The organism is Cupriavidus sp. 86D6 (assembly GCF_057815095.1).
In genome coordinates this window covers 1-21669 of record NZ_JBYPSB010000027.1, presented here as the reverse complement: position 1 = coordinate 21669, position 21669 = coordinate 1, and the positions used below count along the sequence as shown (strand labels likewise).

The window sequence follows — 21669 nt, the reverse complement described above, 5'->3', positions numbered from 1 at the left end:
TTTACTTAAATTGCTGCGTGGCGCGCACGAACTGGTCGAGCTTCTCGCGGGCGGCGCCGCTGGCGATGGCTTCGCGCGCACGCTGGATGCCGTCTTCGATCGAACTGGCCACATTGGCTGCGTAGAGCGCGGTGCCGGCGTTGAGCGAGACGATCTCGCGCGGCGTGCCCGGTACGTTGCCCAATGCTTCGAGTAGCATTTCCTTTGATTCGGCGGCGTCGGCCACCTTGAGACCCCGGTTCGAGATCATCGACAGGCCAAAGTCTTCCGGATGGATCTCGTACTCGCGCACTTCGCCATCCTTCAGTTCGCCCACCAGCGTGGCGGCGCCCAGCGATACCTCGTCCATACCGTCCTTGCCGTAGACCACGATGGCGTGCTGCGCGCCCAGGCGCTGCATCACGCGCACCTGGATACCGACCAGGTCGGGGTGGAACACGCCCATCAGGATGTTCGGCGCATCGGCCGGGTTGGTCAGCGGGCCCAGGATGTTGAAGATCGTGCGCACGCCCATTTCCTTGCGGATCGGCGCCACGTTCTTCATGGCCGGGTGGTGCGTGGGCGCGAACATGAAGCCGATGCCGGTCTGCTCGATGCATTGCCCCACCTGCCCGGGCGTGAGCATGATGTTCACGCCGAGCGCCTCCAGCACGTCGGCGCTGCCCGATTTGGACGAAACGCCACGGTTGCCATGCTTGGCGATCTTCGCGCCCGCGGCGGCGGCCACGAACATCGACGCCGTGGAGATATTGAACGTATGCGACCCATCGCCGCCCGTGCCGACGATGTCGACGAAGTTCTGGCGGTCCTTCACCTCCACGTGGTTGGCAAACTCGCGCATCACCTGCGCGGCGGCCGAGATCTCGCCGATGGTTTCCTTCTTCACGCGCAGGCCGGTCAGGATGGCGGCGGCCATCACGGGGCTGATCTGGCCCTGCATGATCTGCCGCATCAGGTGCAGCATTTCGTCATGAAAGATCTCGCGGTGCTCGATGCAGCGCGTCAGTGCTTCCTGGGGCGTGATGGACATGGCGGAATCTTCAATATTGTGGGCGGCTGGATCGTCGAAGGTGCAGGCGGTATAGTCGGCGCGCCTCATCGTGGCGCCTTGATGAAGTTGGCCAGCAGCGCGTGGCCGTGCTCGGACAGGATCGACTCGGGGTGGAACTGCACGCCTTCCACGTTCAGCGTCTTGTGGCGCACGCCCATGATCTCGCCGTCCGGCGTCCAGGCCGTGACGGCCAGGCAATCGGGCAGCGTCTCGCGCTCGATGGCCAGCGAATGATAGCGCGTCACGTCGAAGTGTTTCGGCAGGCCCGCGAACACGCCTTCCTGCGTGGTTTCTATCGTGCTGACCTTGCCGTGCATCACCTGCTTGGCGCGGATCACCTTGCCGCCGAACGCCTCGCCGATGGCCTGGTGGCCCAGGCACACGCCCAGCAGCGGCACCTTGCCGGCGAAGTGCCTGAGCACATCGACCGAGATGCCGGCCTCGTGCGGGCTGCACGGGCCCGGCGACACGCAGATGTGGTCCGGCTTCAGGGCCTCGATCTCCTCAATGGAGATTTCGTCGTTGCGATAGGTCCGCACGTCGGCACCCAGTTCGCCAAAGTACTGCACGAGGTTGTAGGTGAACGAATCGTAGTTGTCGATCATCAGCAGCATGTCATCTCTCCCGGGGGCTCAGAGGTCGGCGTCCAGGCCGTCCTGGACCTGTTCGGCGGCACGGATCACGGCGCGCGCCTTCGCCTCGGTTTCCCTCCATTCGGCCTCGGGGTCCGAGTCCGCCACGATGCCGGCCGCGGCCTGCACGTAGAGATTGCCGTCCTTGATCACGCCGGTGCGGATGGCGATGGCCAGATCCATCTCGCCGCCGAACGACAGGTAGCCCACGGCGCCGCCGTAGATGCCGCGCTTGCGCGGTTCCAGTTCGTCGATGATTTCCATCGCGCGCACCTTGGGCGCGCCCGACAGCGTGCCGGCCGGGAAGGTGGCGCGCAGCACGTCGAGGTTGCTCATGCCCTCGCGCAGCGTGCCTTCCACCGAGCTGACGATGTGCTGCACGTGCGAGTACTTCTCGATCACCATCTTGTCGGTGACCTTGACCGATCCGGTCTCGGCAATGCGGCCGATGTCGTTGCGCGCCAGGTCGATCAGCATCACGTGCTCGGCGATCTCCTTCGGATCGTTGAGCAGTTCGGTGGCCAGCTGGGCGTCGCGGTCGGGCGTGCTGCCGCGCGGGCGCGTGCCGGCCAGCGGGCGGATCGTGACGATGCGCGCGGTCTCGGTGTCGCCGTTCTGGGGCGTGCCGACCTTGCGGGTTTCCTGGCGCACCAGGATTTCGGGCGACGCGCCCACCACCTGGAAGTCACCAAAGTTGTAGAAATACATGTACGGCGACGGGTTCAGCGAGCGCAGGGCGCGGTACAGCGACAGCGGCGAGTCGCGGTACGGCTTCATCAGGCGCTGGCCCACCTGCACCTGCATCATGTCGCCGGCCATGATGTATTCCTTGGCCTTGTGGACGGCCGTCAGGTAGTCGGCCTTGGCGAATTCCCGATAGACATCGGTCTGCACCGACGGGCTGGTCACGGGCACGTCCACCGGCTGGCGCAGCTTCATGCGCAGTTCGCGCAGGCGCTGGCGGGCGCGGGAATAGGCTTCGGGCGTGGTCGGGTCGGCGTAGACGATCAGGTAGAGCTTGCCGGACAGGTTGTCGATCACGGCCAGTTCTTCGCACAGCAGCAGCTGGATATCGGGCAGGCCCAGGTCGTCGGGCATCTGCTTGTCGGCCAGCTTCTTTTCGATATAGCGCACCGCGTCGTAGCCGAAGTAGCCAGCCAGGCCGCCGCAGAAGCGGGGCAGGCCCGGACGCAGCGCCACCTTGAAGCGGCTTTCGAACGCGGCGATGAAGTCCAGCGGGTTGCCCTCGTGCGTTTCCACGACCTTGCCGTCGGTCACGACTTCGGCGCGCTGGCCGTAGGCGCGGATCAGCGTGCGCGCGTGCAGGCCGATAAACGAGTAGCGGCCGAAACGCTCGCCGCCCACCACCGATTCCAGCAGGAAGGTGTTCACGCCGCGCGTCTGCGACTGCGCCAGCTTCAGGTACAGCGACAGCGGGGTTTCCAGGTCGGCCAGCGCCTCGGCAATGATCGGGATGCGGTTGTAGCCCTGGTCGGCCAGCGATTTGAATTCCAGTTCGGTCATGTCGATCCTCTACTTGCGGCGCCGGCCAGTCTGGACGGGTCGGGCGGCACCGTGATGTCGTCTGCGGGATGGGAGGGCGACAAGCTGCATCAACCCGCCTCCCCGGGGGGGCGGACCGTGGCGCACACGTGAATCGATGAGGCTGCACACGGCCAGGGGCGGCGCGTGGCACGTTCTCGAGGCTAACCGTAGCACAGGCGCAAGCAGGAGCAACCGGAACTACGGCGCTGGCGGAAGGATCTGCCGGGGAGGCCGGTCGTCAGGACATCTGGACCGGTCCGGCGGAGCCTGGGTGGGAGGGCAATCCGCAGACCGCGGATGTCCGGGCGACCCAGGCCCGTCAGGAAACTCGCGAACGCACTTTACGCCTGTTCAGAGGCGCGCCAGCGACGCCAGGGCCAGGCCTGCCGATCACTGCCAGAAAAGATGCGTTTGCGGTTGAGGAACATTGATGGTGTTCAGGGATTAACCGTGATGGTTTGACCGATGTGCAGCAAGGATCGCTGCCACGCGGGCAATGTCGCCGACTATACCATCGGCGTCAACGCCTTGTACAGGGTTCCCATGGTTGTAGCCATAGGGCATCAAGAGCACGCCCATGCCCGCCGCGCGGGCCGCGCGGGCGTCGTTCTCGGAGTCGCCAATGGCCAGCACGGCGGCCGGTTCCAGGCGGAAGGCCTCGGCCACCTTGAGCAGCGGATAGGGGTCGGGCTTGCGCAGCGCAAAGGCGTCGCCGCCGTAGACCAGCTCGAAATAGGGGGCCAGGCCGGTCTTGGCCAGCAGCGGCTCGGTGAAATTCCAGGGCTTGTTGGTCACGCAGGCCATGCGCAGGCCAAGCGCCTTCAACGCCGCCAGGCCCTCGCGGACATTCGGGTAGACATTGGAAAACTGGCCATTGATGCGCACGTACTCGCGGTCATAGAGCGCGTAGGCGTCGGCAAACAGCCCGTTGGCGTGCAGCGGGCTGAAGCGGGCGTCCAGCACGCGGCGGATCAGGTTCTCCGACCCCTTGCCGACGAAGCTGACAATCTCCTGTGCGGACATCGGCTCCACCGGACCCAGGTGCGGATGCTGGTGCACCAGCGCCAGCAGCATTGCGTTGACCGACGCATGGAAGTCGCCGGCGGTATCGACCATGGTGCCGTCCAGGTCGACGATCACCGCCTGGATGCCGCGCCAGTCGGTGCGGCGCAGGATTTCGCTCGTCATCGTCCGCGCCCGCCTTACTTGCCGACGCCGGCCAGCACGTCGCGGAACTTGCCGATGATGCCCTTGTAGCCGCCGTCGGCGTCAGGCTTGCCGAACACGGCCGAGCCGGCCACGAAGGTGTCGGCGCCCGCCGCCGCGATCTCGGCGATGTTGTCCGGTTTCACCCCGCCGTCCACTTCCAGCAGGATCTGGCGGCCGGTGCGCGCCGTGTAGGCGTCGATCCGGGCACGCACGGCGCGCAGCTTGTTCAGGGTCTCGGGGATGAACGACTGGCCGCCGAAGCCCGGGTTCACGCTCATCAGCAGGATCACGTCCAGGCGATCCATCACGTGGTCCAGGTGGTGCAGCGGCGTGGCCGGGTTGAACACCAGGCCGGCCTGGCAGCCGTTGTCGCGGATCAGCGCCAGCGAGCGGTCGATGTGATCGCTGGCTTCCGGGTGGAACGTGATGATATTGGCGCCCGCCTTGGCAAAGTCGGGAATGATGCGGTCCACGGGGCGCACCATCAGGTGGACGTCGATCGGGGCGGTCACGTGCGGGCGGATGGCCTCGCAGACCAGCGGGCCCACGGTCAGGTTGGGCACGTAGTGGTTGTCCATCACGTCGAAGTGGATCCAGTCGGCACCGGCCTCGGTGACGCGGCGTACTTCCTCGCCCAGGCGGGCGAAGTCGGCGGACAGGATGGACGGGGCGATGCGGTAGGTGGGCTGGCTCATGGCTGGTCTGACGCTGGATTGAGGCGCTGAAGGCGGCGGATACGGGGGCGATCCGCGAGAATGGCGCGTATTTTACGCCGGTCCGGCCCGATCCTGCCCGGCAAGGCGCGCTTGCCCCTGCCCAGCCCTTGCCGCACAATGCGACACACCCGGCCGCGCCCCCAGGCGGGACGCCGGCCAGCCGACCATCCTCATCCGTCGAACAATGAGCGAGTACGCTTTTTCCGTGGCCGTACGCACCCAGTACATGGCCGACCAGTCGGACCCGGACCGCGGGCGCTATGCGTTCGCCTACACCATCACCATCCACAACATCGGCGAAGTGGCCGCGCAGCTGATCTCGCGCCACTGGATCATCACCGACAGCGACAACGCCACGCAGGAAGTGGCGGGGCTGGGCGTGGTGGGCCACCAGCCGCTGCTCAAGCCGGGCGAGCACTTCGAGTATTCGAGCTGGGCCACGATCTCGACCCCGGTGGGATCGATGAAGGGTGAGTATTTCTGCGTGGCCGAGGACGGCCACCGCTTCGAGGTGCCGATTCCCGAATTCGCGCTGGTGCTGCCGCGCATGCTTCACTGAGCGGCTCGCGGCGCGACGGCGTGCGGGCGCGGACGCCCCGGGGAACCTAGGCGTCCGGCGCCTTGTCGGTCTCCTGCGACGCCTGGCCGGCGCGCGACGGGTGGTCCTGCGGCGCGCGGGTGGGACGCGGATGCTTCTTCGCGGTGCCCATCGTCCAGACCACGATGAATATTAGCAGCAGCAACGCCAGGCCGGCTTCGGCTGCCAGCAGCAGGGTGGGGTGGTTTTCGAAGAACTGGCTCATCGCGTGGGGCAGTCTGTGACAGTCGGCGGATCGGATTGAGATCGGTTGAGATCGGGTTGAGATTGTAGGCAAAGAACGAACAAGATGGCATATCAGTATTCCCCGCGCGCCCCGCGTGCGTCTTCCCGAGGCTGGCTGGCGCTGGCCGCTTCCGCCGTGGGCGCCGCACTGCTGGCCGGCTGCATGAGCGGCGGCCCGATCCGCGTGCAGCCGGGCGGCACGGCCGGCACCGCGGCACCATCGACCTCGCCGAACGCCGGCAAGCTGCAGCCGGCCACCTGGGCGGAGATCGGCGGCTGGAGCCAGGACGACGTGCGCGCCGCCTGGCCGGCCCTGCAGGCCAGCTGCCAGGCACTGAAGAAGAAGCCCGAATGGAGCCGCGTGTGCGCCACCGGCCTGATGGTGGACGCCGGCGACCTGTCGGCCATGCGTGCCTACTTCGAAACCAATTTCCAGCCGTTCCGCGTGGTCAACGTCGATGGCACCGATAGTGGTCTGATCACCGGGTACTACGAGCCCATCCTGCATGGATCGCGCACCCGCCAGGGCCAGTACCAGGTGCCGCTGTACCGCCGCCCGGCGCAACTGCGCGGCGCGCTACCCGCGCGGGCCGAACTGCTGCAGATGCCGGCGATGCGCGGCAACGAACTGGTCTATGTCGATGATGCCGTCGAGGCGGCCTTCCTGCAGATCCAGGGCTCGGGTCGTATCCGTCTGCAAGACGGCACGATGATGCGCGTCGGGTTTGGCGGCACCAACGACCAGCCGTTCCGCTCCTTCGGCAAATGGCTGCTCGACCGTGGCGAGATCACGCCTGCGCAGGCGACGATGCAGGGCATCAAGACCTGGGCGCGCAACAACCCGGCGCGCGTCGAGGAAATGCTGAACGTCAACCCGCGTTTCGTATTTTTCCGAGAACTGCCGGCGAACAACGACGGCCCGGTCGGCGCGCTCGGCGTGCCGCTTACCGCGGAACGCTCGATCGCCGTCGATCCGGCCACGATCCCGCTGGGCGTGCCGGTGTTCCTGTCCACCACGCGCCCGCTGTCCACCGAGCCGATCCAGCGCCTGATGTTCGCCCAGGACACGGGCTCCGCCATCAAGGGCGGCGTACGCGCCGACTTCTTCTGGGGCGCCGGCGACGCCGCCGGCGAAACCGCCGGCCGCATGAAGCAGGGCGGCCGCATGTGGGTGCTGATGCCGCGCAGCTGAGGGCGATGGTTGTCTTCCTTCGCCCACCGGGCAGGACACGGCAGGACGCATGGCCTATTGCGGAATTGCGACAAACGTCCCCTCGCCTCGCGCGCATATCACGCCGGAGCAGGCTGTTATTTTCGTCCGCACGACACCGGGCCTGGGCGCGTAGCAGCCGGTAAAGCCGTCCACCTGATGGTGCCCAGGCCGGATTCGTCCTTGCCATCGCCAATGGCAGTTCAGGGCAGGGATGCTTGATTCGACCCTGCCGCCATGTCCGCCCGAAAAGTTGGTGAACCGTGCATATGACGCGGCATGAAACAGTGTCTTCGTCTTCACGGTATAGCCGTTGTTCGGGTAGACGCTGATAGTGGGAATCTTGAGGCTGCGCGACCACTCCGAAGTCGGGGGGATGACGCCACGCGGCAAAGACTGTTGGTTTTCCAGCTCTTCGAGCGTTGATGCGGGTGGGACATCCGGGCCAATGGCCGGCGCCGTCTCAAGGCGATTGTCAGGTGTAATGATGCTTCCGTGCTCCGGGATGTATGCGCCGCTGAATCCGGGCTTGCTGAAGTCGGTCCGCACGCAGATGACGGCATCGTAGGTATCGGCGGACAGTGTCAGATCGCCCTCGTTGGTAACGTCCACACCGCCATGTTCGGCGCACCATCTCGCGTGCCGTGCGTTTGCCTCCGGCAATTGTTGCGATCGAAGTATGGTTCTGGACCCATCCGGATTCGGAATTGCGTTGTCAGGCGCGGGCTGGGGTGCCTGTTGGGCAACGGCAAGCGTAGCGAAAGCGCCAATACAGGCGCTGGTCAGAACCTGAAAAGCCGAGTTCATATGCGTTCTCCATGTAAGGTCGCTGGTGCGAGGATCTGGCTCGCCCGATGACCATACCGGCGGGAGCAACGTCGAATCTTGACCCTCACCAACGCTTCCCAATCCTCTCCACGCCCAGGGGCATTCCCGTTCCCGGCGCGTGCGTTTCGCATTTCCCCAACACCTCGTTGCGCATTCCGTCACGCGGTGACGCATCCCTCGGGCCGAGTTCCGTGTGAACTGTCGTCGGCTTGACTGCTATCAATCCCTGGTCATCGCATTTTCACGATGATGGGCACTTCCGACGTGCACCAGCACGCCACCGCATTCCCCACTGGCGGCCAGCCGGCGCCCGGGGGGCCGGTATTAGCAATCAGGAGAACGATATGCATCCCGCAAAAGTGATTGGCGCCGCCTTGCTGGCGGCCGCGCTGCCGATGGCCGCCCACGCCAATGCCGACCTGGCCAAGAGCAAGAACTGCATGGCCTGCCACAGCGTCGACAAGAAGCTGATCGGCCCGGCGTTCAAGGACGTGGCCGCCAAGTACAAGAGCGACAAGGACGCCGCGGCGAAGCTGTCGCAAAGCATCCAGAAAGGCAGTACCGGCAAGTGGGGTCCGATCCCGATGCCGCCCAACGCGCTCAGCGATACCGATGCCAGCGCGCTGGCCAAGTGGGTGCTGACGCTCTGATCGTTCGAGCCCTCGGACCCACCGATCCCTTGATCCGACGATTCATGGCCCGATCCCTCGCATGGCACCTGGCGCTCCTCGGCATGCTGGCCGCGCCGGGCGCGCTGGTGCATGCGGAACCGTCAGCGGCACGGCAGGCACAACTGGCGCGCTGGCTGCGCGACGACTGCGGTGCCTGCCACGGCATGACGCTGCAAGGCGGGCTGGGATCGCCGCTGACAGCCGAGGCGCTGGCCGGCAAGCCGCGTGACGGCCTGGTGGCCACCGTGCTGCAGGGCCGGCCCGGCACCGCCATGCCGCCGTGGCAACCGTTCATGACGCAGGAAGAAGCCCAATGGCTGATCGACAGACTCCAGGCGGGCGAACCGCCGCCCGTGCTCCCCACATCGTCCGCCAGCGCATTGCACGACTGATCCGTTTGGCGGCCATTGCGCTGGGGGCGTCGTCGCTGGTGGCCGCCTGTGCCGGCTCGCCCGCGACGCCGGAAGCCGCCTTGCGTGGCACCGGCGACCTCGGCGTGGTCATCGAACGCGCCGCCGGCCGGGTGCAGATAGTGGAAACGTCCGGCATGACGAGCCTCGGCACCATCGAGGGCCTGGGCGACCTGTCGCACGCCAGCGTGGTGTTCTCGCGCGATGGGCGATATGCCTATGTCTTTGGCCGGGACGGCGGCCTGTCCCGCCTGGATCTGCTGGCGCAGCGCATGACCCATCGCGTGAAGCAGGCCGGCAACAGCATCGGCGGCGCCATGCTGCAGAACGGCAAGGTGGTGGCCGCGCAGAACTACGCGCCGGGCGGCATCAAGCTGTTCGATGCCGGGACGCTCGAACTGCTCTCCGAGATTCCCGCCATCGGCCCCGATGGCCGCCGCTCCAAGGTGGTGGGCCTGGCCGACCTGCCCGGCCAGCGGCTGGCGGCCAGCCTGTTCGAGGCCGGCGAAATCTGGATCATCGATGCATCGAATCCGCGTCAGCCGCAGGTCACGCGCCTGCCTGCCGGCCGCGCGCCCTACGACGGCCTGGTGACGCCCGACGGACGCTGGTACCTGGCCGGCCTGTTCGGCGAGGACGGCCTGTCGCTGGTGGATCTGTGGCAGACACCGCCCACCGCGCGCAAGGTGCTGTCCGGCTACGGCCGCGGCGAGGCGCCGCTGCCGGTCTACAAGATGCCGCACCTGCGCGGCTGGGCCATGGCGCAGGGGCAGGCGTGGCTGCCGGCCATCGGCCGCCACGAGTTGCTGGCGGCCGACCCCGCGCACAACTGGCAGGAACAGGCGCGCGTGGCTGTGGCCGGGCAGCCGGTGTTTGCGATGGCGCGTCCCGACGGCCGCCAGGTATGGGTCAACTTCGCGTTTCCGAAGAACGACACGGTGCAGGTCGTGGATACCGCCACGCGTCAGGTGGTCAAGACGCTGACGCCCTGCCGCGGCGTATTGCACATGGAGTTCACGCCGAAGGGTGAGGCGCTGTGGCTGTCCTGCCGCGACGACAACCGCGTGGAGGTCTACGACACGGCCACGTTCCAGCGCATCGCCACGCTCAAGGCCGACCAGCCCAGCGGCATCTTCTTCACGGTGCGCGCACAGCGCATCGGCATGTAATTGCGATGTGACAGCCATGTTCGACGAGCAACGCTTCTACGACAGCATCCAGCGCGACTTCCCGATCGTGCCGCGCCCGTTCCAGAGCGCGGGCGCCGCGCTGGACCTGAACGAACACACGATACTGAGCCTGCTGGCGCGCGACGTGGGCGCCGGCCGCGTCAGCCGGATCGGCGCCGTGTTCGCGCCCAACGTGATCGGCGCCAGTACGCTGGCGGCGCTGGCAGTGCCGCCCGATGCGCTGCCCCGCGTGGCGGCACGCGTCAATGCCCATGGCGCGGTCAGCCACAACTACGCGCGGCATGGCCACCGCTACAACCTCTGGTTCGTGGCCGGCGCGCGCAATCGTGCCGCGCTGGACGTGGTGCTGGGCAGCATTGCCGATGACGTGGACCAGTTACCGCTGGACCTGCCGATGGAGCGCGAATACCACATCGACCTGGGCTTTTCGATGTCCGGCGCGTCGGGCACGCCGCGCGGCAGGCGTACGCCATCGGCCGCGCCGGTACATCTGGACGACGACGACTGGCGCCTGGTGGCGGCGCTGGAAATGGGGCTGCCGCTGACGCCGCAGCCGTTCCACGCGCTGGCCCGGCGTTGTGGCATGCCGCTGCACCGGGTGCTGTCGCGCATTGCGCAGTGGCACGCCAGCGGCGTGATCCGCCGCTTCGGCGTGATCCTTCATCACCGCCACTTTGGGTATCGTCATAACGCCATGTGTGTGTGGAATGTGCCGGATGCCCGCGTGGACGCCATCGGTACGCGGCTGGCGCGGGTGGTGCCGGTGTCGCTGTGCTATCGCCGCACGCGCCGGCTGCCCGGCTGGCCGTACAACCTGTTCGCAATGGTGCACGCGCGCAGCGAAGCCGAGCTGCAATCCGCTCTGGAACACTTCGACCACCAGGCCGGCATGGACGGGCTGCCCGGCAGGGTCCTGCGCAGCGGCACGTGCTTCAAGCAGTGCGGCACGCGCTATAGCTGGGAGGTGCCACCGACATGACAGACCTCGCCATCAGCCGGGATGCGCCCGCCGCCATCCCCACGCTCGACACGCTCGACCGGCAGATCGTCAACACGCTGCAACGCGGGCTGCCGCTGACGCCCCGGCCCTACGCCGATGCCGCCGCCGCGCTGGATATCAGCGAGGCCACACTGATCGCCCGCTTGCGCGCGCTGCTGGCGCGGGGCGTGCTGACACGCTTCGGCCCGCTGTTCCAGATCGAGCGCGCGGGCGGACAGTTCGTGCTGTGCGCCTGCCATGCCCCGGCGGACCGGCTGGACGCGGTAATCGCGGCCATCAATGCCTTTCCGGAGGTGGCCCATCACTACGCCCGCACCCATCACCTGAACCTGTGGTTCGTGCTGGCCCTATCCAATGCGGACGACGTGCCCGCCGTGCTGGCGCGCGTGGCGGCCAGCGCCGGCGTCGAGATCCTGCCCTTCCCGAAGGAACGCGAGTTCTTCGTCAACCTGTATCTGCCGGTGTAGCACCCATGCCGACCGCCCCAAGCCACCCCCTTGCCGTTGCCACCCGCGCCAGCGAACTGGACCCCATCGACCGCGCGCTGATCCAGGCCACGCAGGCCGGTCTGCCGCTGGTGCCGGCGCCGTGGCACGCGCTGGGAGCGTTGATCGGCATTCCGGAAGCCGAGGTGCTGGCCCGCTTCGCGGCCATGCGCGACCGCGGCGTGCTGCGCCGGGTTGGCGCGGTGCCGAACCATTACGCGCTGGGTTGGCGCGCCAACGGCATGACGGTGTGGGATGTCGATGACGCGCGGATTGCCGAACTGGGCGCGCGCGTGGGCGCGTTGCCGTGCGTCAGCCATTGCTACCAGCGGCCGCGCCGGCTGCCGGACTGGCCCTACAACCTGTTCGCGATGGTCCATGCGCGCACGCAGGACGAAGCCGTCCCGCACATCGCAGAAATACGAGATCTGCTTGGCCAGGCATGCCGGTCGCACGACGTGCTGTGGTCCACCCACATCCTCAAGAAGACCGGCCTGCGCCTGCGGGCCTCCGGAGATTGATCATGTTCAGAGTTTCCCGCTTCATGGAGGCATTGCGCGATGGCGGCCCCGTACCTCCGGCGCCGCGCCGCAGCGGTGGCCCGGTGGTGATCTGGAATCTGGTGCGGCGCTGCAACCTCAACTGCAAGCACTGCTATTCCACGTCCGCCGATACCGACTTCAAGGGCGAGCTGTCCACCGCCGAAGCCATCGGCGTGCTGGAACAGCTGAAGGCGGCCAGGGTGCCGGCACTGATCCTGTCCGGCGGCGAGCCGTTGCTGCGGCCGGACCTGTACGAGATTGCCGCGCACGCCAAGCGGCTTGGCTTTCATCTGTCGCTGTCGTCCAACGGCACGCTGCTGGACACCCGGCATGCGGCCCGGCTGCTGGTGGCCGGCTTCGACTACGTGGGCGTGAGCCTGGACGGCCTGGAAGCCACGCACGACCGCTTCCGGCGCTGCCCCGGCGCGTTCCGGCAGGCGCTGGACGGGCTGCGCGTAGCCCGGCAATGCGGCCTGCGCGTGGGCGTGCGGATGACGCTGACCGAAGCCAATGCCGACGAATTGCCCGATGTGGTGGCGCTGACCGAAGCCGAAGGCATCGACAAGTTCTATCTCTCGCATTTCAACTATGCGGGCCGTGGCAGCAGCCACCGGGGCGACGATGCGCATCACGCCCATACGCGCGTGGCCGTGGATTGGCTGTTCGACCATGTCTGGGCGCGTGCGCAGGAAGGCCGGGCCGGCGATTTCGTCACGGGCAACAACGATGCCGATGGCGTCAGCCTGCTGCACTGGATCGCCCGGCGCCAGCCCGGGCGGCTGGCGGACATGCGACAGCGCCTGGTCAACTGGGGCGGGAACGCCACCGGGGTGGGCGTGGCCAATATCGACAACCTCGGCAATGTGCATCCGGACACCATGTGGTGGCATGTGTCGATCGGCAATGTACGAGAGCGCGCGTTTGGCGACATCTGGGCCGATCGCAGCCATCCGCTGATGCGCGGGCTCAAGTCGAGCCCCCGGCCGCTGGAAGGGCGCTGCGCCACCTGCGCCCATCGCGAGATCTGCAACGGCAACACGCGCGTGCGCGCCTATGCCGTCAGCGGCAATCCGTGGGCCGAGGACCCGGGCTGTTATTTGTCCGACGAGGAAATCGCCGATCCGCTGGGCCGGGAGGTTGCCGCATGAAACGCCTGATTGCGGGGCTGGCGATGGCTGCCTGCGCGTGGACGGGGGTACTTGCCGCTACCGCGTCCGGCCCGTCGTCCGGCCCGTCGTCCGGCCCGTCGGCCGCCTTCCAGCAGCATTGCGCGGCCTGCCACGGCGCCGACCGGCTCGGCGGCATGGGACCGGCGCTGTTGCCGGAAAGCCTGGAGCGGCTCAAGCCCGATGCCTTGCGCGATGTCCTGCGCCATGGCCGTGCCGCCACGCAGATGCCGGGCTTTGCCGGCCAGTTGCCGGAGGCCACGCTGGACCAGATCGCCACCTGGCTGCGCACGGCGCCGGCGCAGGCGCCGCACTGGGCGGCGGCAGACATCCGCGCGTCGCGCGTGGTCTATCACGCACCGGGCAGCCTGCCGGACAAGCCGGTGTTCCGTGCTGATCCATCGAACCTGTTCCTGGTGGTGGAGTCGGGCAGCCACCATCTGCGCGTGCTAGACGGCGACAAGCTGGAGCCGATCCATCGGTTCCAGACGCGCTTTGCGCTGCACGGCGGCCCCAAGTTCAGCCGTGAGGGCCGCTATGTCTTTGTGGCCAGCCGTGACGGCTGGATCAGCAAGTACGACCTGTGGAACCTGACGCTGGTGGCCGAGACACGCGCGGGGCTGAACACGCGCAATGTGGCGGTCAGCGACGACGGCAAATGGGTGCTGGCCGGCAACACGCTGCCGCAGACCATGGTGCTGCTGCGTGCCGACGACCTGTCGCTGGAAAGGGTGTATCCCGTGACGGGGGCAGGCGGCAAGGCGTCGCGCGTTTCGGCGGTTTACGATGCCGCGCCGCGCGGCTCGTTTATCGCCGCGCTGCGTGATATCCCCGAAGTCTGGGAGATTCCCTACGCCACGCTGGAACCGCGCGTGATCGCGCTGGACGACGTGCTGGACGACTTCTTCTTTGACCAGCCGTATCGCCATATCCTGGGCGCCTCGCGCGGCGGTGCCGGCCAGGTGATCGATCTCGATGCCGGCCGCAAGGTGGCGGACCTGGCCCTGTCCGGCATGCCGCACCTGGGCAGCGGCATCACCTGGCAGCGCGACGGGCGCGACGTGATGGCGTCGCCCAACCTCAAGCAGGGCGCGCTGAGCGTGATCGACATGCAGACCTGGCAGACCGTGGCCACCATCGCCACGAATGGTCCGGGCTTCTTCCTGCGCAGCCACGAAGCCACGCCCTATGCCTGGACCGACGCCATGATGAGCCCGCGCCGCGACACGCTCCAGATCATCGACAAGCAGACGCTGAAGGTGGTGGGCAGCGTCACGCCGTCGCCCGGCCGGACGGCGGCTCACGTGGAGTTCACGCGCGATGGGCGCTATGCGCTGGTCAGCCTGATGGAAGACAAGGGCGCCATCGTGGTCTACGACGCGGCAACGCTGCAGGAAATCAAGCGATTGCCGATGGACAAGCCGGTGGGCAAGTACAACGTCTTCAACAAGACCACGCGTTCTTCGGGCACGAGCCATTGAACTGAGAGATGACATGATGAAACGGTGGAACATGGACGGCCCGCGCCAGGCGCGAGAGGGGCAGCAGAGGGAAGCGCGGCAGGGCGCGCAGGGCCGGCAGACGGGCAAGGTGTGGCTGGTCGGTGTCGGCCCCGGCGATCCGGACCTGGTGACGGTCAAGGCCGCGCGGGCCTTGTCCGAAGCCCAGGTCTGGCTGATCGACGATCTGGTGCCCGAGACAATGGCCTGTTACGCAAGCCCCGGCACCGAGGTCATTGCCGTCGGCAAGCGCGGCGGTCGCTGCTCGGTCAGCCAGGCCAGCATCCACGCCCAGACTTTGGCGCATGCATTGGCGGGCCGCTGCGTGGCGCGCGTGAAGGGTGGCGATCCGCTGATGTTCGGCCGGGGCGGCGAGGAAGTGGCGTTCCTGCGCGGGCACGGGCTCGATGTCGAGGTGGTCAACGGCATCAGCAGCGGACTGGCGGCGGCGCAGGCGCTTGGCATCGCGCTGACCCATCGTGCCCATTGCCATGGGGTGACGTTCGTCACCGCCCATACGCGCGGCGATGGCGAACCGGACTGGCGGGCGCTGGCGGCCAGCGGCACCACGCTGGTGATCTATATGGGCATGCACCGCATCGCGTCGATCCGCCGGGGCCTGCTGCAGGCAGGCATGCGGCCTGACATGCCGGCGGGCGTGGTGATGCACGCGAGTTGCGCGGACCAGCTCAAGTGGACCGGTACGCTGGGCACATTGACCGACGCCGTAGGGTCGGGGCTGGCCAGCCCGTCGATCATCCTCGTGGGGGAAGTGGTGGCGACGTCGCCGCGGCAAGCCTCTGCCATTCCCATTACAATAGCCGCCTGATCCCCCAACACAGAGGTATTGGTCCCATGCGCCATTGATGCCGCCGTCGACAAGACGGCCAGTCTCCACCCGCCCCCGCAAGCTGGGGGAGTTCCTGGCATCTCTGGAATCCACGCATGACCGATCCCTATCTCAGGCTCGAAGGCCTGTCCTATGTCCTGCCCGACGGCAGGCGCCTTTTCTCCGATCTCGACGAGACTTTCGACCAGCGCCCCACCGGCCTGGTCGGGCGCAATGGCGCGGGGAAATCCGTGCTGGCGCAGATTCTGGCTGGTCAGTTGCCGCCCACGCGCGGGCGCTGCCTGCGCTCGGGCAGCGTCCGCTATCTGGCCCAACAGGTGGCGCCGCCTGCCGATGCAACCGTGGCCAGCCTGGCCGGGGTGCGGCATACGCTCGACGCGCTGGCGCGGATCGAGGCGGGCAGCAGCGCCCCGGAGGATTTCGATGCCGTGGGCAGCGGCTGGGATGTGCGCCAGCGGCTGCAACAGGCACTCGACCGCAATGGCCTGGGCCATCTCGATGCCGCGGCGACGGCCGACACCCTGAGCGGCGGCGAGGCCATGCGGGTGGCGCTGGTCGGCGCCATGTTGTCCGACGCGGATTTCCTGATCCTCGACGAGCCCAGCAACCACCTCGACCGGCCCGCGCGTCGGGCGCTGATCGATCAGCTGCAGCAGTGGCCGCGCGGGCTGCTGGTGCTGAGCCACGACCGGGCGCTGCTGGACACCCTGTCGCGCATCGTGGAACTGTCCTCGCTGGGGCTGCGCAGCTACGGCGGCGACTATACGTTCTACGCCCAAAGCAAGGCCGACGAGCGGCAGCACGCGATCGACCAGCTCGCGCAGCGCAAGCTCGAACGCAAGCGCGAGCAACGGTCGATGCTGGATCAGCGCGAGCGTCAGGCGCGGCGCCAGGCGCGTGGCAACCGGGAGGGGAAAACGTCGAACCAGGCCAAAATTCTGCTCGGCGGCCAGAAGGCGCGCAGCGAAGTGTCCGCCGGTAAGCTGCGCCAGCAACAAGCCGCCAGCCAGGCCGATCTGGACCAACGTGTGCGCGAAGCCGCGCAGCAGGTGGAGGACGCGGCACACATCACACTTCACGGCGTGCCGGTCGCTCAGGTCGCTCAGGTCGCGCACCGGCGTGTGGCCGAACTCGACGCGGTGGCGCTACCGTTCGTGCCGGGCGCCACCCGCCGCGTCAGCCTCACCGTGACGGGCAGGCAGCGCGTGGGCGTGGTCGGGCCGAACGGCTGCGGGAAATCCACGCTGCTGAAGACGCTGGCGGGCCAGCTTGCGCCGTTGGCCGGCACCTGCAGGCGTTCCGCCGAGACGGTCTACCTGGACCAGCAACTGGCCAATCTCGATCCGGAGCAATCAGTCCTGGCGCAGATGCGGGCGGCGAACGGCACGGCCACCGAGGCAAACCTGCGCATGCTGCTGGCACACCTCGGGCTCGATGCGCAGAAAATCGACGCCCCCAGCGGCGCGCTGAGCGGCGGCGAACGGCTGAAGGCGGCGCTGGCCTGCACCCTGTACGCAGACCCGCCGCCGCAATTGCTGTTGCTCGACGAACCGAGCAACCATCTGGACCTGCCGTCGGCCCAGGCGCTGGAGGCCATGCTGCGCGGCTACCAGGGCGCCCTGGTGGTGGTATCGCACGACGATGCCTTCATGGACGGCCTGGCATTGACCGACCGCCTGGTGGCCACCGACGAAGGCTGGCGGCTTGATGCCTGGTGAATCCCCTTTGCCGATCGGGTGACGGTCAGCGCGGCCGGTTGTCGACGATGCGCCGCGCCTTGCCGACCGACCGCTCGACCCCGCCTTCGGGCAGGATCTCGATGCCCGCCGTCACGCCGATATAGGCCTTGATGTCGTGCGTCAGCTGCTCGCGCGCCTGGGCTGCCACCGACGGCTCGGCGCCGTGGGCGCATTCCACGCGCACGGTCAGGGTGTCGAGCGGCCCCTCCTTGCCCAGCACGCACTGGTAATGCGGCGCCAGTTCGGTGTGCTTGAGGATGAGTTCCTCGATCTGCGACGGAAAGACGTTCACGCCGCGCACGATCATCATGTCGTCGGTGCGGCCCGTGATCTTCTCCATGCGGCGGAAGGCCGCCCGCGCGGTGCCCGGCAGCAGGCGTGTGAGGTCGCGCGTGCGATAGCGGATCACCGGCATCGCCTCCTTGCTGAGCGACGTGAAGACCAGTTCGCCGAATTCGCCATCGGGCAGCACGTCGCCAGTGTCGGGGTCGATGATCTCGGGATAGAAATGGTCTTCCCAGATGGTGGGGCCGTCCTTGGTCTCGGCGCACTCGTTGGCCACGCCCGGGCCCATCACCTCGGACAGCCCATAGATGTCCACGGCCGAGATGCCCATGCGCTTTTCGATCGCCTGCCGCATCTCGGGCGTCCACGGCTCGGCGCCGAAGATGCCAATGCGCAGCGATGTCGATGCCGGGTCGATGCCCTGGCGCTCCAGTTCGTCGGCAATCGCCAGCATGTAGCTGGGCGTCACCATGATGACCTCGGGCTTGAAGTCCTGGATCAGCTGCACCTGGCGCTCGGTCTGGCCGCCGCCGAACGGGATGGCCGTCAGGCCAGCCTTCTCGACGCCGTAGTGCGCACCGAGCCCCCCTGTGAACAGCCCGTAGCCGTAGCTGATGTGCACCTTGTCGCCGCGCCGCGCACCCGACGCGCGGATCGAGCGCGCCATCACCGTGGCCCAGGTGTCGATATCCCGCAGCGTGTAGCCGACAACCGTGGGCTTGCCCGTGGTGCCCGACGAGGCATGGACGCGCGCCACGCGGTCCTGCGGCACCGCGAACATGCCGAACGGGTAGTTGTCGCGCAGATCCTTCTTCGTGGTGAACGGAAAGCGCGCCAGGTCGGCCAGCCACTGCAACTGGTCGGGATGTACCCCTGCCTCGTCAAACTTGCGCCGGTACACGGGCGAATTGTCGTAGGCATGGCGCAGCGACCATTTCAGGCGTTCAAGCTGCAGGGCTAGCAGTTGCTGCCGGCTGGCAGTCTCGATCGGTTCCAGGGGCAGATCGGTCAGGCGCGTACTCATGATGTCTCCACGTTTCCGGGATGGGTGCGCTACGTTGGCGCAGGGTACCGCGTTTGTCTGGGGTCAGGCCTCGGCCGGCGGGATGACGTGCCCCTTGATCTGGGCCGACTTGCCGCGGAACATCGCCACCGGCTCGCCGGCGCGGTTGGTCACCTTGATGTCGTACACGCCATGCCGGCCGGACAGGATCTGCTCGACGGCTTCGGCCGTCAGCACGTCGCCGCCCTGTACGGGCCGCAGGAATTCGATGCTGCAGCCCGACGCCACGGTGTTGATGTTATGGCTGTTGCAGGCGAACGCGAAGGCCGAATCGGCCAGCGTGAACATCAGGCCGCCGTGGCAGATGGCATGGCCGTTCAGGAACTCGGGCCGTACCGGCATCGACAGGCGGGCGTAGCCGGGGCGGACTTCCTCGATCACCATGCCCAGCCAGCGGCTGCAGGCGTCGGACTCGTACATGGCATGCGCCGTGGCCTGGGCAAGGGCCTGGGGGTCTTGGTTCAAGCGGGTCTCCTTCACGCGCGGGGCAGGGGATCAGGCGCCGTTGAAATGCGGGGCGCGCTTTTCGAGAAAGGCGTTCACGCCTTCGTTGTAGTCGTGGGACCGGCCAAGCTGGCGCTGCAGGTCGCGTTCGAGGTCGAGCTGGGCGTCGAAGGTGTTCGTGGCGCTGGCGTGCATCGACTGCTTGATCGCCGCCAGGGCGCGCGTGGGCTGCGCGGCCAGGTGGGTGGCCAGCGCCATGGCCTGTTCCATGAGCAGGGGATCGTCCATCGTCTCCCAGATCAGGCCCCATTTTTCGGCCTCCTCGGCGGTGAGCTTGTCGCCGGTCATCGCCAGCCCCAACGCGCGTGCCATGCCCAGCCGCTTGGGGAGCAGCCAGGTGCCGCCGGAATCAGGCACCAGGCCGATCTTGACGAATGCCTGGATAAAGCTGGCCGAGCGGGCCGCCAGCACGATGTCGCAAGCCAGCGCCAGATTGGCACCCGCGCCGGCGGCCGTGCCGTTGACCGCGGCGATCACGGGCAGCGGCATCGCCTGCAGGCGGCGTACCAGCGGGTTGAACCAGGTATCGATCAGGTCGCCCAGATCGGTGGCCTGGCCGGGCGTGAAATCGAGATCGGCCAGGTCCTGCCCAGCGCAGAAGCCCCGGCCGGCGCCCGTCAGCAGCAGCGCACGCGCCGCGCCGGCTTCGGTCTGATCCAGCGCCTGGACCAGCGCGCGATGCATGTCGCGCGTGAAGCTGTTGAGCTTGTCGGGCCGGTTGAGCGTGACGACGGCGACATCGCCGTGCCAGCGCAGCAGGATGGGGCCGGTTTCGAGACGCGCACGCGCGGGGGCGTGCGCGGGGCTGACCGGGCTGGCCGGGCTAACCTGTGACGGGGGCATGGTGGTCTCCTGCGCCATTTGATCTTCGGGCCGATGTGCGGATCTGTTGCCGCGATGGGTCGCACGGCCATTGTAGATAGCAGCGCGCGTCCTTTAAATTAACCGACCAGTCGGTCGGCAAATAGTAGTAGGGATGCCGGCATGGCGCAAGAGGTGGCAGCCCGCCTTGACCGGCGCCACGGCGGCGGGCGAGTATCGATCCGCTTCTGTATCAGACAGATCACCGATTCCTCTCATCGCAAGGAGAAGACATGCCGTACGAGAACATCCTGGTGGAGACGCGTGGCCGCGTCGGGCTGGTCACGCTCAATCGCCCCAAGGCGCTGAACGCGCTCAATGACGCGCTGATGGACGAACTGGGCGCCGCGCTGACCGCATTCGACGCGGACGAGGCCATCGGCTGCATCGTCATCACAGGCAGCGAGCGCGCGTTCGCCGCCGGCGCCGACATCGGCATGATGGCCAGGTATTCCTATATGGACGTCTACAAGGGCGACTACATCACGCGCAATTGGGAAACCATCCGCCGCATCCGCAAGCCCGTGATTGCCGCGGTAGCCGGCTACGCGCTGGGAGGCGGGTGCGAGCTGGCGATGATGTGCGACATCGTGATTGCCGCCGACAGCGCGAAGTTCGGCCAGCCCGAGGTCAAGCTGGGCACCATGCCCGGTGCCGGCGGCACGCAGCGCCTGCCGCGCGCCGTATCGAAGGCAAAGGCCATGGACCTGTGCCTGACGGCGCGCATGATGGACGCCGCCGAGGCGGAGCGGGCCGGGCTGGTATCGCGCGTGGTGGCGGCCGACAAGCTGGTGGCCGAGGCCGTGTCGGCGGCGGAGACGATCGCCGGCTATTCGCTGCCTGTGGTCATGATGATCAAGGAATCGGTCAACGCCGCCTATGAGACGACGCTCAACGAAGGCGTCCATTTCGAGCGGCGCCTGTTCCACTCGACGTTCGCCACCGAAGATCAGAAGGAAGGGATGGCCGCATTTGTGGAGAAACGGCCACCCGTTTTCAAGCATCGCTAAAACTTGAGTCGGGAGATACCCGAGGCAAGTTGAGGGGTATTGGTCGGCCCGATAATAATTTATCGGGCCGATTTTCCTTTCCGATCAACGGCTTGTGTCGCAGATTCCGAACGTCTAGCCATGAATTCGTGACATGCGTGTTGCAAACGTCGCGGAACGGGCCTAATATTCGCCCCCTCGCAACACAAAGCGCGCTGCAAACGCAGCGGCGACAACGGTTGCGGGGTTGGCAGGAGGTTGGGGTTGCGAGGGTTCGCGGCACCGGCCGGCAGAAAAAAGTTCTGCAAAAACTGTTGACGAAACGTTGAATGCTCTGCATAATCTCGTTTCTCCGCTGCGACGAAAGACGCAGCGACAGCGAACGGCAAAGCCGGTCGCTC

Annotated in this window: 23 protein-coding genes; 13 read left to right on the top strand and 10 right to left on the bottom strand. The window is 67.2% G+C overall.

Annotation, left to right across the window (positions count from 1 at the left end):
- Position 1: 1 nt before the first annotated feature.
- From trpD to rpe, 5 genes are all read right to left on the bottom strand, one after another.
- Entirely contained in the window at positions 2-1030 is a 1029-nt protein-coding gene (gene trpD / locus AC3G88_RS28880) for an anthranilate phosphoribosyltransferase (RefSeq protein ID WP_488894446.1), read from the bottom strand.
- A gap of 65 nt (positions 1031-1095) precedes the next feature.
- Positions 1096-1665, bottom strand: a complete 570-nt coding sequence (locus AC3G88_RS28875) for an aminodeoxychorismate/anthranilate synthase component II (protein WP_488894445.1) — start codon at positions 1663-1665, stop codon at positions 1096-1098.
- A gap of 18 nt (positions 1666-1683) precedes the next feature.
- Positions 1684-3207 carry an anthranilate synthase component I gene (gene trpE, locus AC3G88_RS28870; protein ID WP_488894444.1) on the bottom strand — a complete coding sequence of 508 codons (1524 nt, stop codon included), beginning with the start codon at positions 3205-3207 and terminating at the stop codon, positions 1684-1686.
- 465 nt (positions 3208-3672) lie between these two features.
- The gene (gph, locus tag AC3G88_RS28865) at positions 3673-4416 is read right to left on the bottom strand and encodes a phosphoglycolate phosphatase (protein WP_488894443.1); all 744 of its coding nucleotides are present in this window, start codon (positions 4414-4416) and stop codon (positions 3673-3675) included.
- A gap of 14 nt (positions 4417-4430) precedes the next feature.
- Complete coding sequence (gene rpe / locus AC3G88_RS28860; protein WP_029050706.1) at positions 4431-5132, bottom strand: ribulose-phosphate 3-epimerase; 702 nt, start codon at positions 5130-5132, stop codon at positions 4431-4433.
- Between the two features lie 205 nt (positions 5133-5337).
- On the opposite strand from rpe, the gene apaG reads away from it, so the two are divergent.
- Complete coding sequence (gene apaG, locus AC3G88_RS28855; protein ID WP_049815787.1) at positions 5338-5712, top strand: Co2+/Mg2+ efflux protein ApaG; 375 nt, start codon at positions 5338-5340, stop codon at positions 5710-5712.
- A 46-nt stretch (positions 5713-5758) separates the two neighbouring features.
- On the opposite strand, the gene AC3G88_RS28850 is transcribed toward apaG, so the two are convergent.
- Positions 5759-5956 (bottom strand): hypothetical protein, encoded by a 198-nt coding sequence (locus tag AC3G88_RS28850; RefSeq protein WP_153950342.1) that lies wholly within the window; start codon positions 5954-5956, stop codon positions 5759-5761.
- Between the two features lie 84 nt (positions 5957-6040).
- On the opposite strand from AC3G88_RS28850, the gene mltA reads away from it, so the two are divergent.
- Positions 6041-7168, top strand: coding sequence for a murein transglycosylase A (gene mltA, locus AC3G88_RS28845; RefSeq protein WP_488894442.1), 1128 nt, complete (start codon positions 6041-6043; stop codon positions 7166-7168).
- 54 nt (positions 7169-7222) lie between these two features.
- On the opposite strand, the gene AC3G88_RS28840 is transcribed toward mltA, so the two are convergent.
- A complete protein-coding gene (locus AC3G88_RS28840; protein WP_488894441.1) occupies positions 7223-7993 on the bottom strand; it encodes a hypothetical protein in 771 nt (256 codons plus the stop codon).
- Between the two features lie 365 nt (positions 7994-8358).
- Between AC3G88_RS28840 and AC3G88_RS28835 the strand changes: the two genes are divergently transcribed.
- From AC3G88_RS28835 to AC3G88_RS28790, 10 genes are all read left to right on the top strand, one after another.
- On the top strand, positions 8359-8664 hold the full coding sequence (locus tag AC3G88_RS28835) for a c-type cytochrome (protein ID WP_488894440.1): 306 nt from the start codon (positions 8359-8361) through the stop codon (positions 8662-8664).
- A gap of 83 nt (positions 8665-8747) precedes the next feature.
- Positions 8748-9077 carry a c-type cytochrome gene (locus AC3G88_RS28830; protein ID WP_488894453.1) on the top strand — a complete coding sequence of 110 codons (330 nt, stop codon included), beginning with the start codon at positions 8748-8750 and terminating at the stop codon, positions 9075-9077.
- Positions 8999-10264, top strand: coding sequence for a cytochrome D1 domain-containing protein (locus AC3G88_RS28825; protein ID WP_488894439.1), 1266 nt, complete (start codon positions 8999-9001; stop codon positions 10262-10264). The genes AC3G88_RS28830 and AC3G88_RS28825 overlap by 79 nt, the downstream gene beginning before the upstream one ends.
- Before the next feature lie 16 nt (positions 10265-10280).
- The gene (gene ahbB, locus AC3G88_RS28820; RefSeq protein WP_488894438.1) at positions 10281-11264 is read left to right on the top strand and encodes a siroheme decarboxylase subunit beta; all 984 of its coding nucleotides are present in this window, start codon (positions 10281-10283) and stop codon (positions 11262-11264) included.
- Positions 11261-11752 (top strand): Lrp/AsnC family transcriptional regulator, encoded by a 492-nt coding sequence (locus tag AC3G88_RS28815; RefSeq protein WP_488894437.1) that lies wholly within the window; start codon positions 11261-11263, stop codon positions 11750-11752. The genes ahbB (AC3G88_RS28820) and AC3G88_RS28815 overlap by 4 nt, the downstream gene beginning before the upstream one ends.
- Positions 11753-11757: 5 nt before the next feature.
- Entirely contained in the window at positions 11758-12291 is a 534-nt protein-coding gene (gene ahbB, locus AC3G88_RS28810; protein ID WP_488894436.1) for a siroheme decarboxylase subunit beta, read from the top strand.
- A gap of 2 nt (positions 12292-12293) precedes the next feature.
- Positions 12294-13460, top strand: coding sequence for a heme d1 biosynthesis radical SAM protein NirJ (gene nirJ, locus AC3G88_RS28805; RefSeq protein ID WP_488894435.1), 1167 nt, complete (start codon positions 12294-12296; stop codon positions 13458-13460).
- Positions 13457-14959: a cytochrome D1 domain-containing protein gene (locus tag AC3G88_RS28800; protein WP_488894434.1), complete on the top strand. Its 1503-nt coding sequence runs from the start codon at positions 13457-13459 to the stop codon at positions 14957-14959. The genes nirJ and AC3G88_RS28800 overlap by 4 nt, the downstream gene beginning before the upstream one ends.
- A 13-nt stretch (positions 14960-14972) precedes the next feature.
- Complete coding sequence (gene cobA, locus AC3G88_RS28795) at positions 14973-15806, top strand: uroporphyrinogen-III C-methyltransferase (protein WP_488894433.1); 834 nt, start codon at positions 14973-14975, stop codon at positions 15804-15806.
- A 116-nt stretch (positions 15807-15922) separates the two neighbouring features.
- A complete protein-coding gene (locus AC3G88_RS28790) occupies positions 15923-17545 on the top strand; it encodes an ABC-F family ATP-binding cassette domain-containing protein (protein WP_488894432.1) in 1623 nt (540 codons plus the stop codon).
- Between the two features lie 25 nt (positions 17546-17570).
- Here AC3G88_RS28790 and paaK read toward each other — a convergent pair whose 3' ends face one another.
- From paaK to paaG, 3 genes are all read right to left on the bottom strand, one after another.
- Positions 17571-18875: a phenylacetate--CoA ligase PaaK gene (paaK, locus tag AC3G88_RS28785; RefSeq protein WP_488894431.1), complete on the bottom strand. Its 1305-nt coding sequence runs from the start codon at positions 18873-18875 to the stop codon at positions 17571-17573.
- A 63-nt stretch (positions 18876-18938) separates the two neighbouring features.
- Entirely contained in the window at positions 18939-19379 is a 441-nt protein-coding gene (gene paaI / locus AC3G88_RS28780) for a hydroxyphenylacetyl-CoA thioesterase PaaI (RefSeq protein ID WP_029050659.1), read from the bottom strand.
- Between the two features lie 30 nt (positions 19380-19409).
- Positions 19410-20261, bottom strand: coding sequence for a 2-(1,2-epoxy-1,2-dihydrophenyl)acetyl-CoA isomerase PaaG (paaG, locus tag AC3G88_RS28775; RefSeq protein WP_488894430.1), 852 nt, complete (start codon positions 20259-20261; stop codon positions 19410-19412).
- Between the two features lie 251 nt (positions 20262-20512).
- Here paaG and AC3G88_RS28770 point away from each other — a divergent pair, with 251 nt between their 5' ends.
- Complete coding sequence (locus tag AC3G88_RS28770) at positions 20513-21289, top strand: enoyl-CoA hydratase (protein ID WP_487523484.1); 777 nt, start codon at positions 20513-20515, stop codon at positions 21287-21289.
- The last annotated feature ends 380 nt before the right edge of the window (positions 21290-21669 follow it).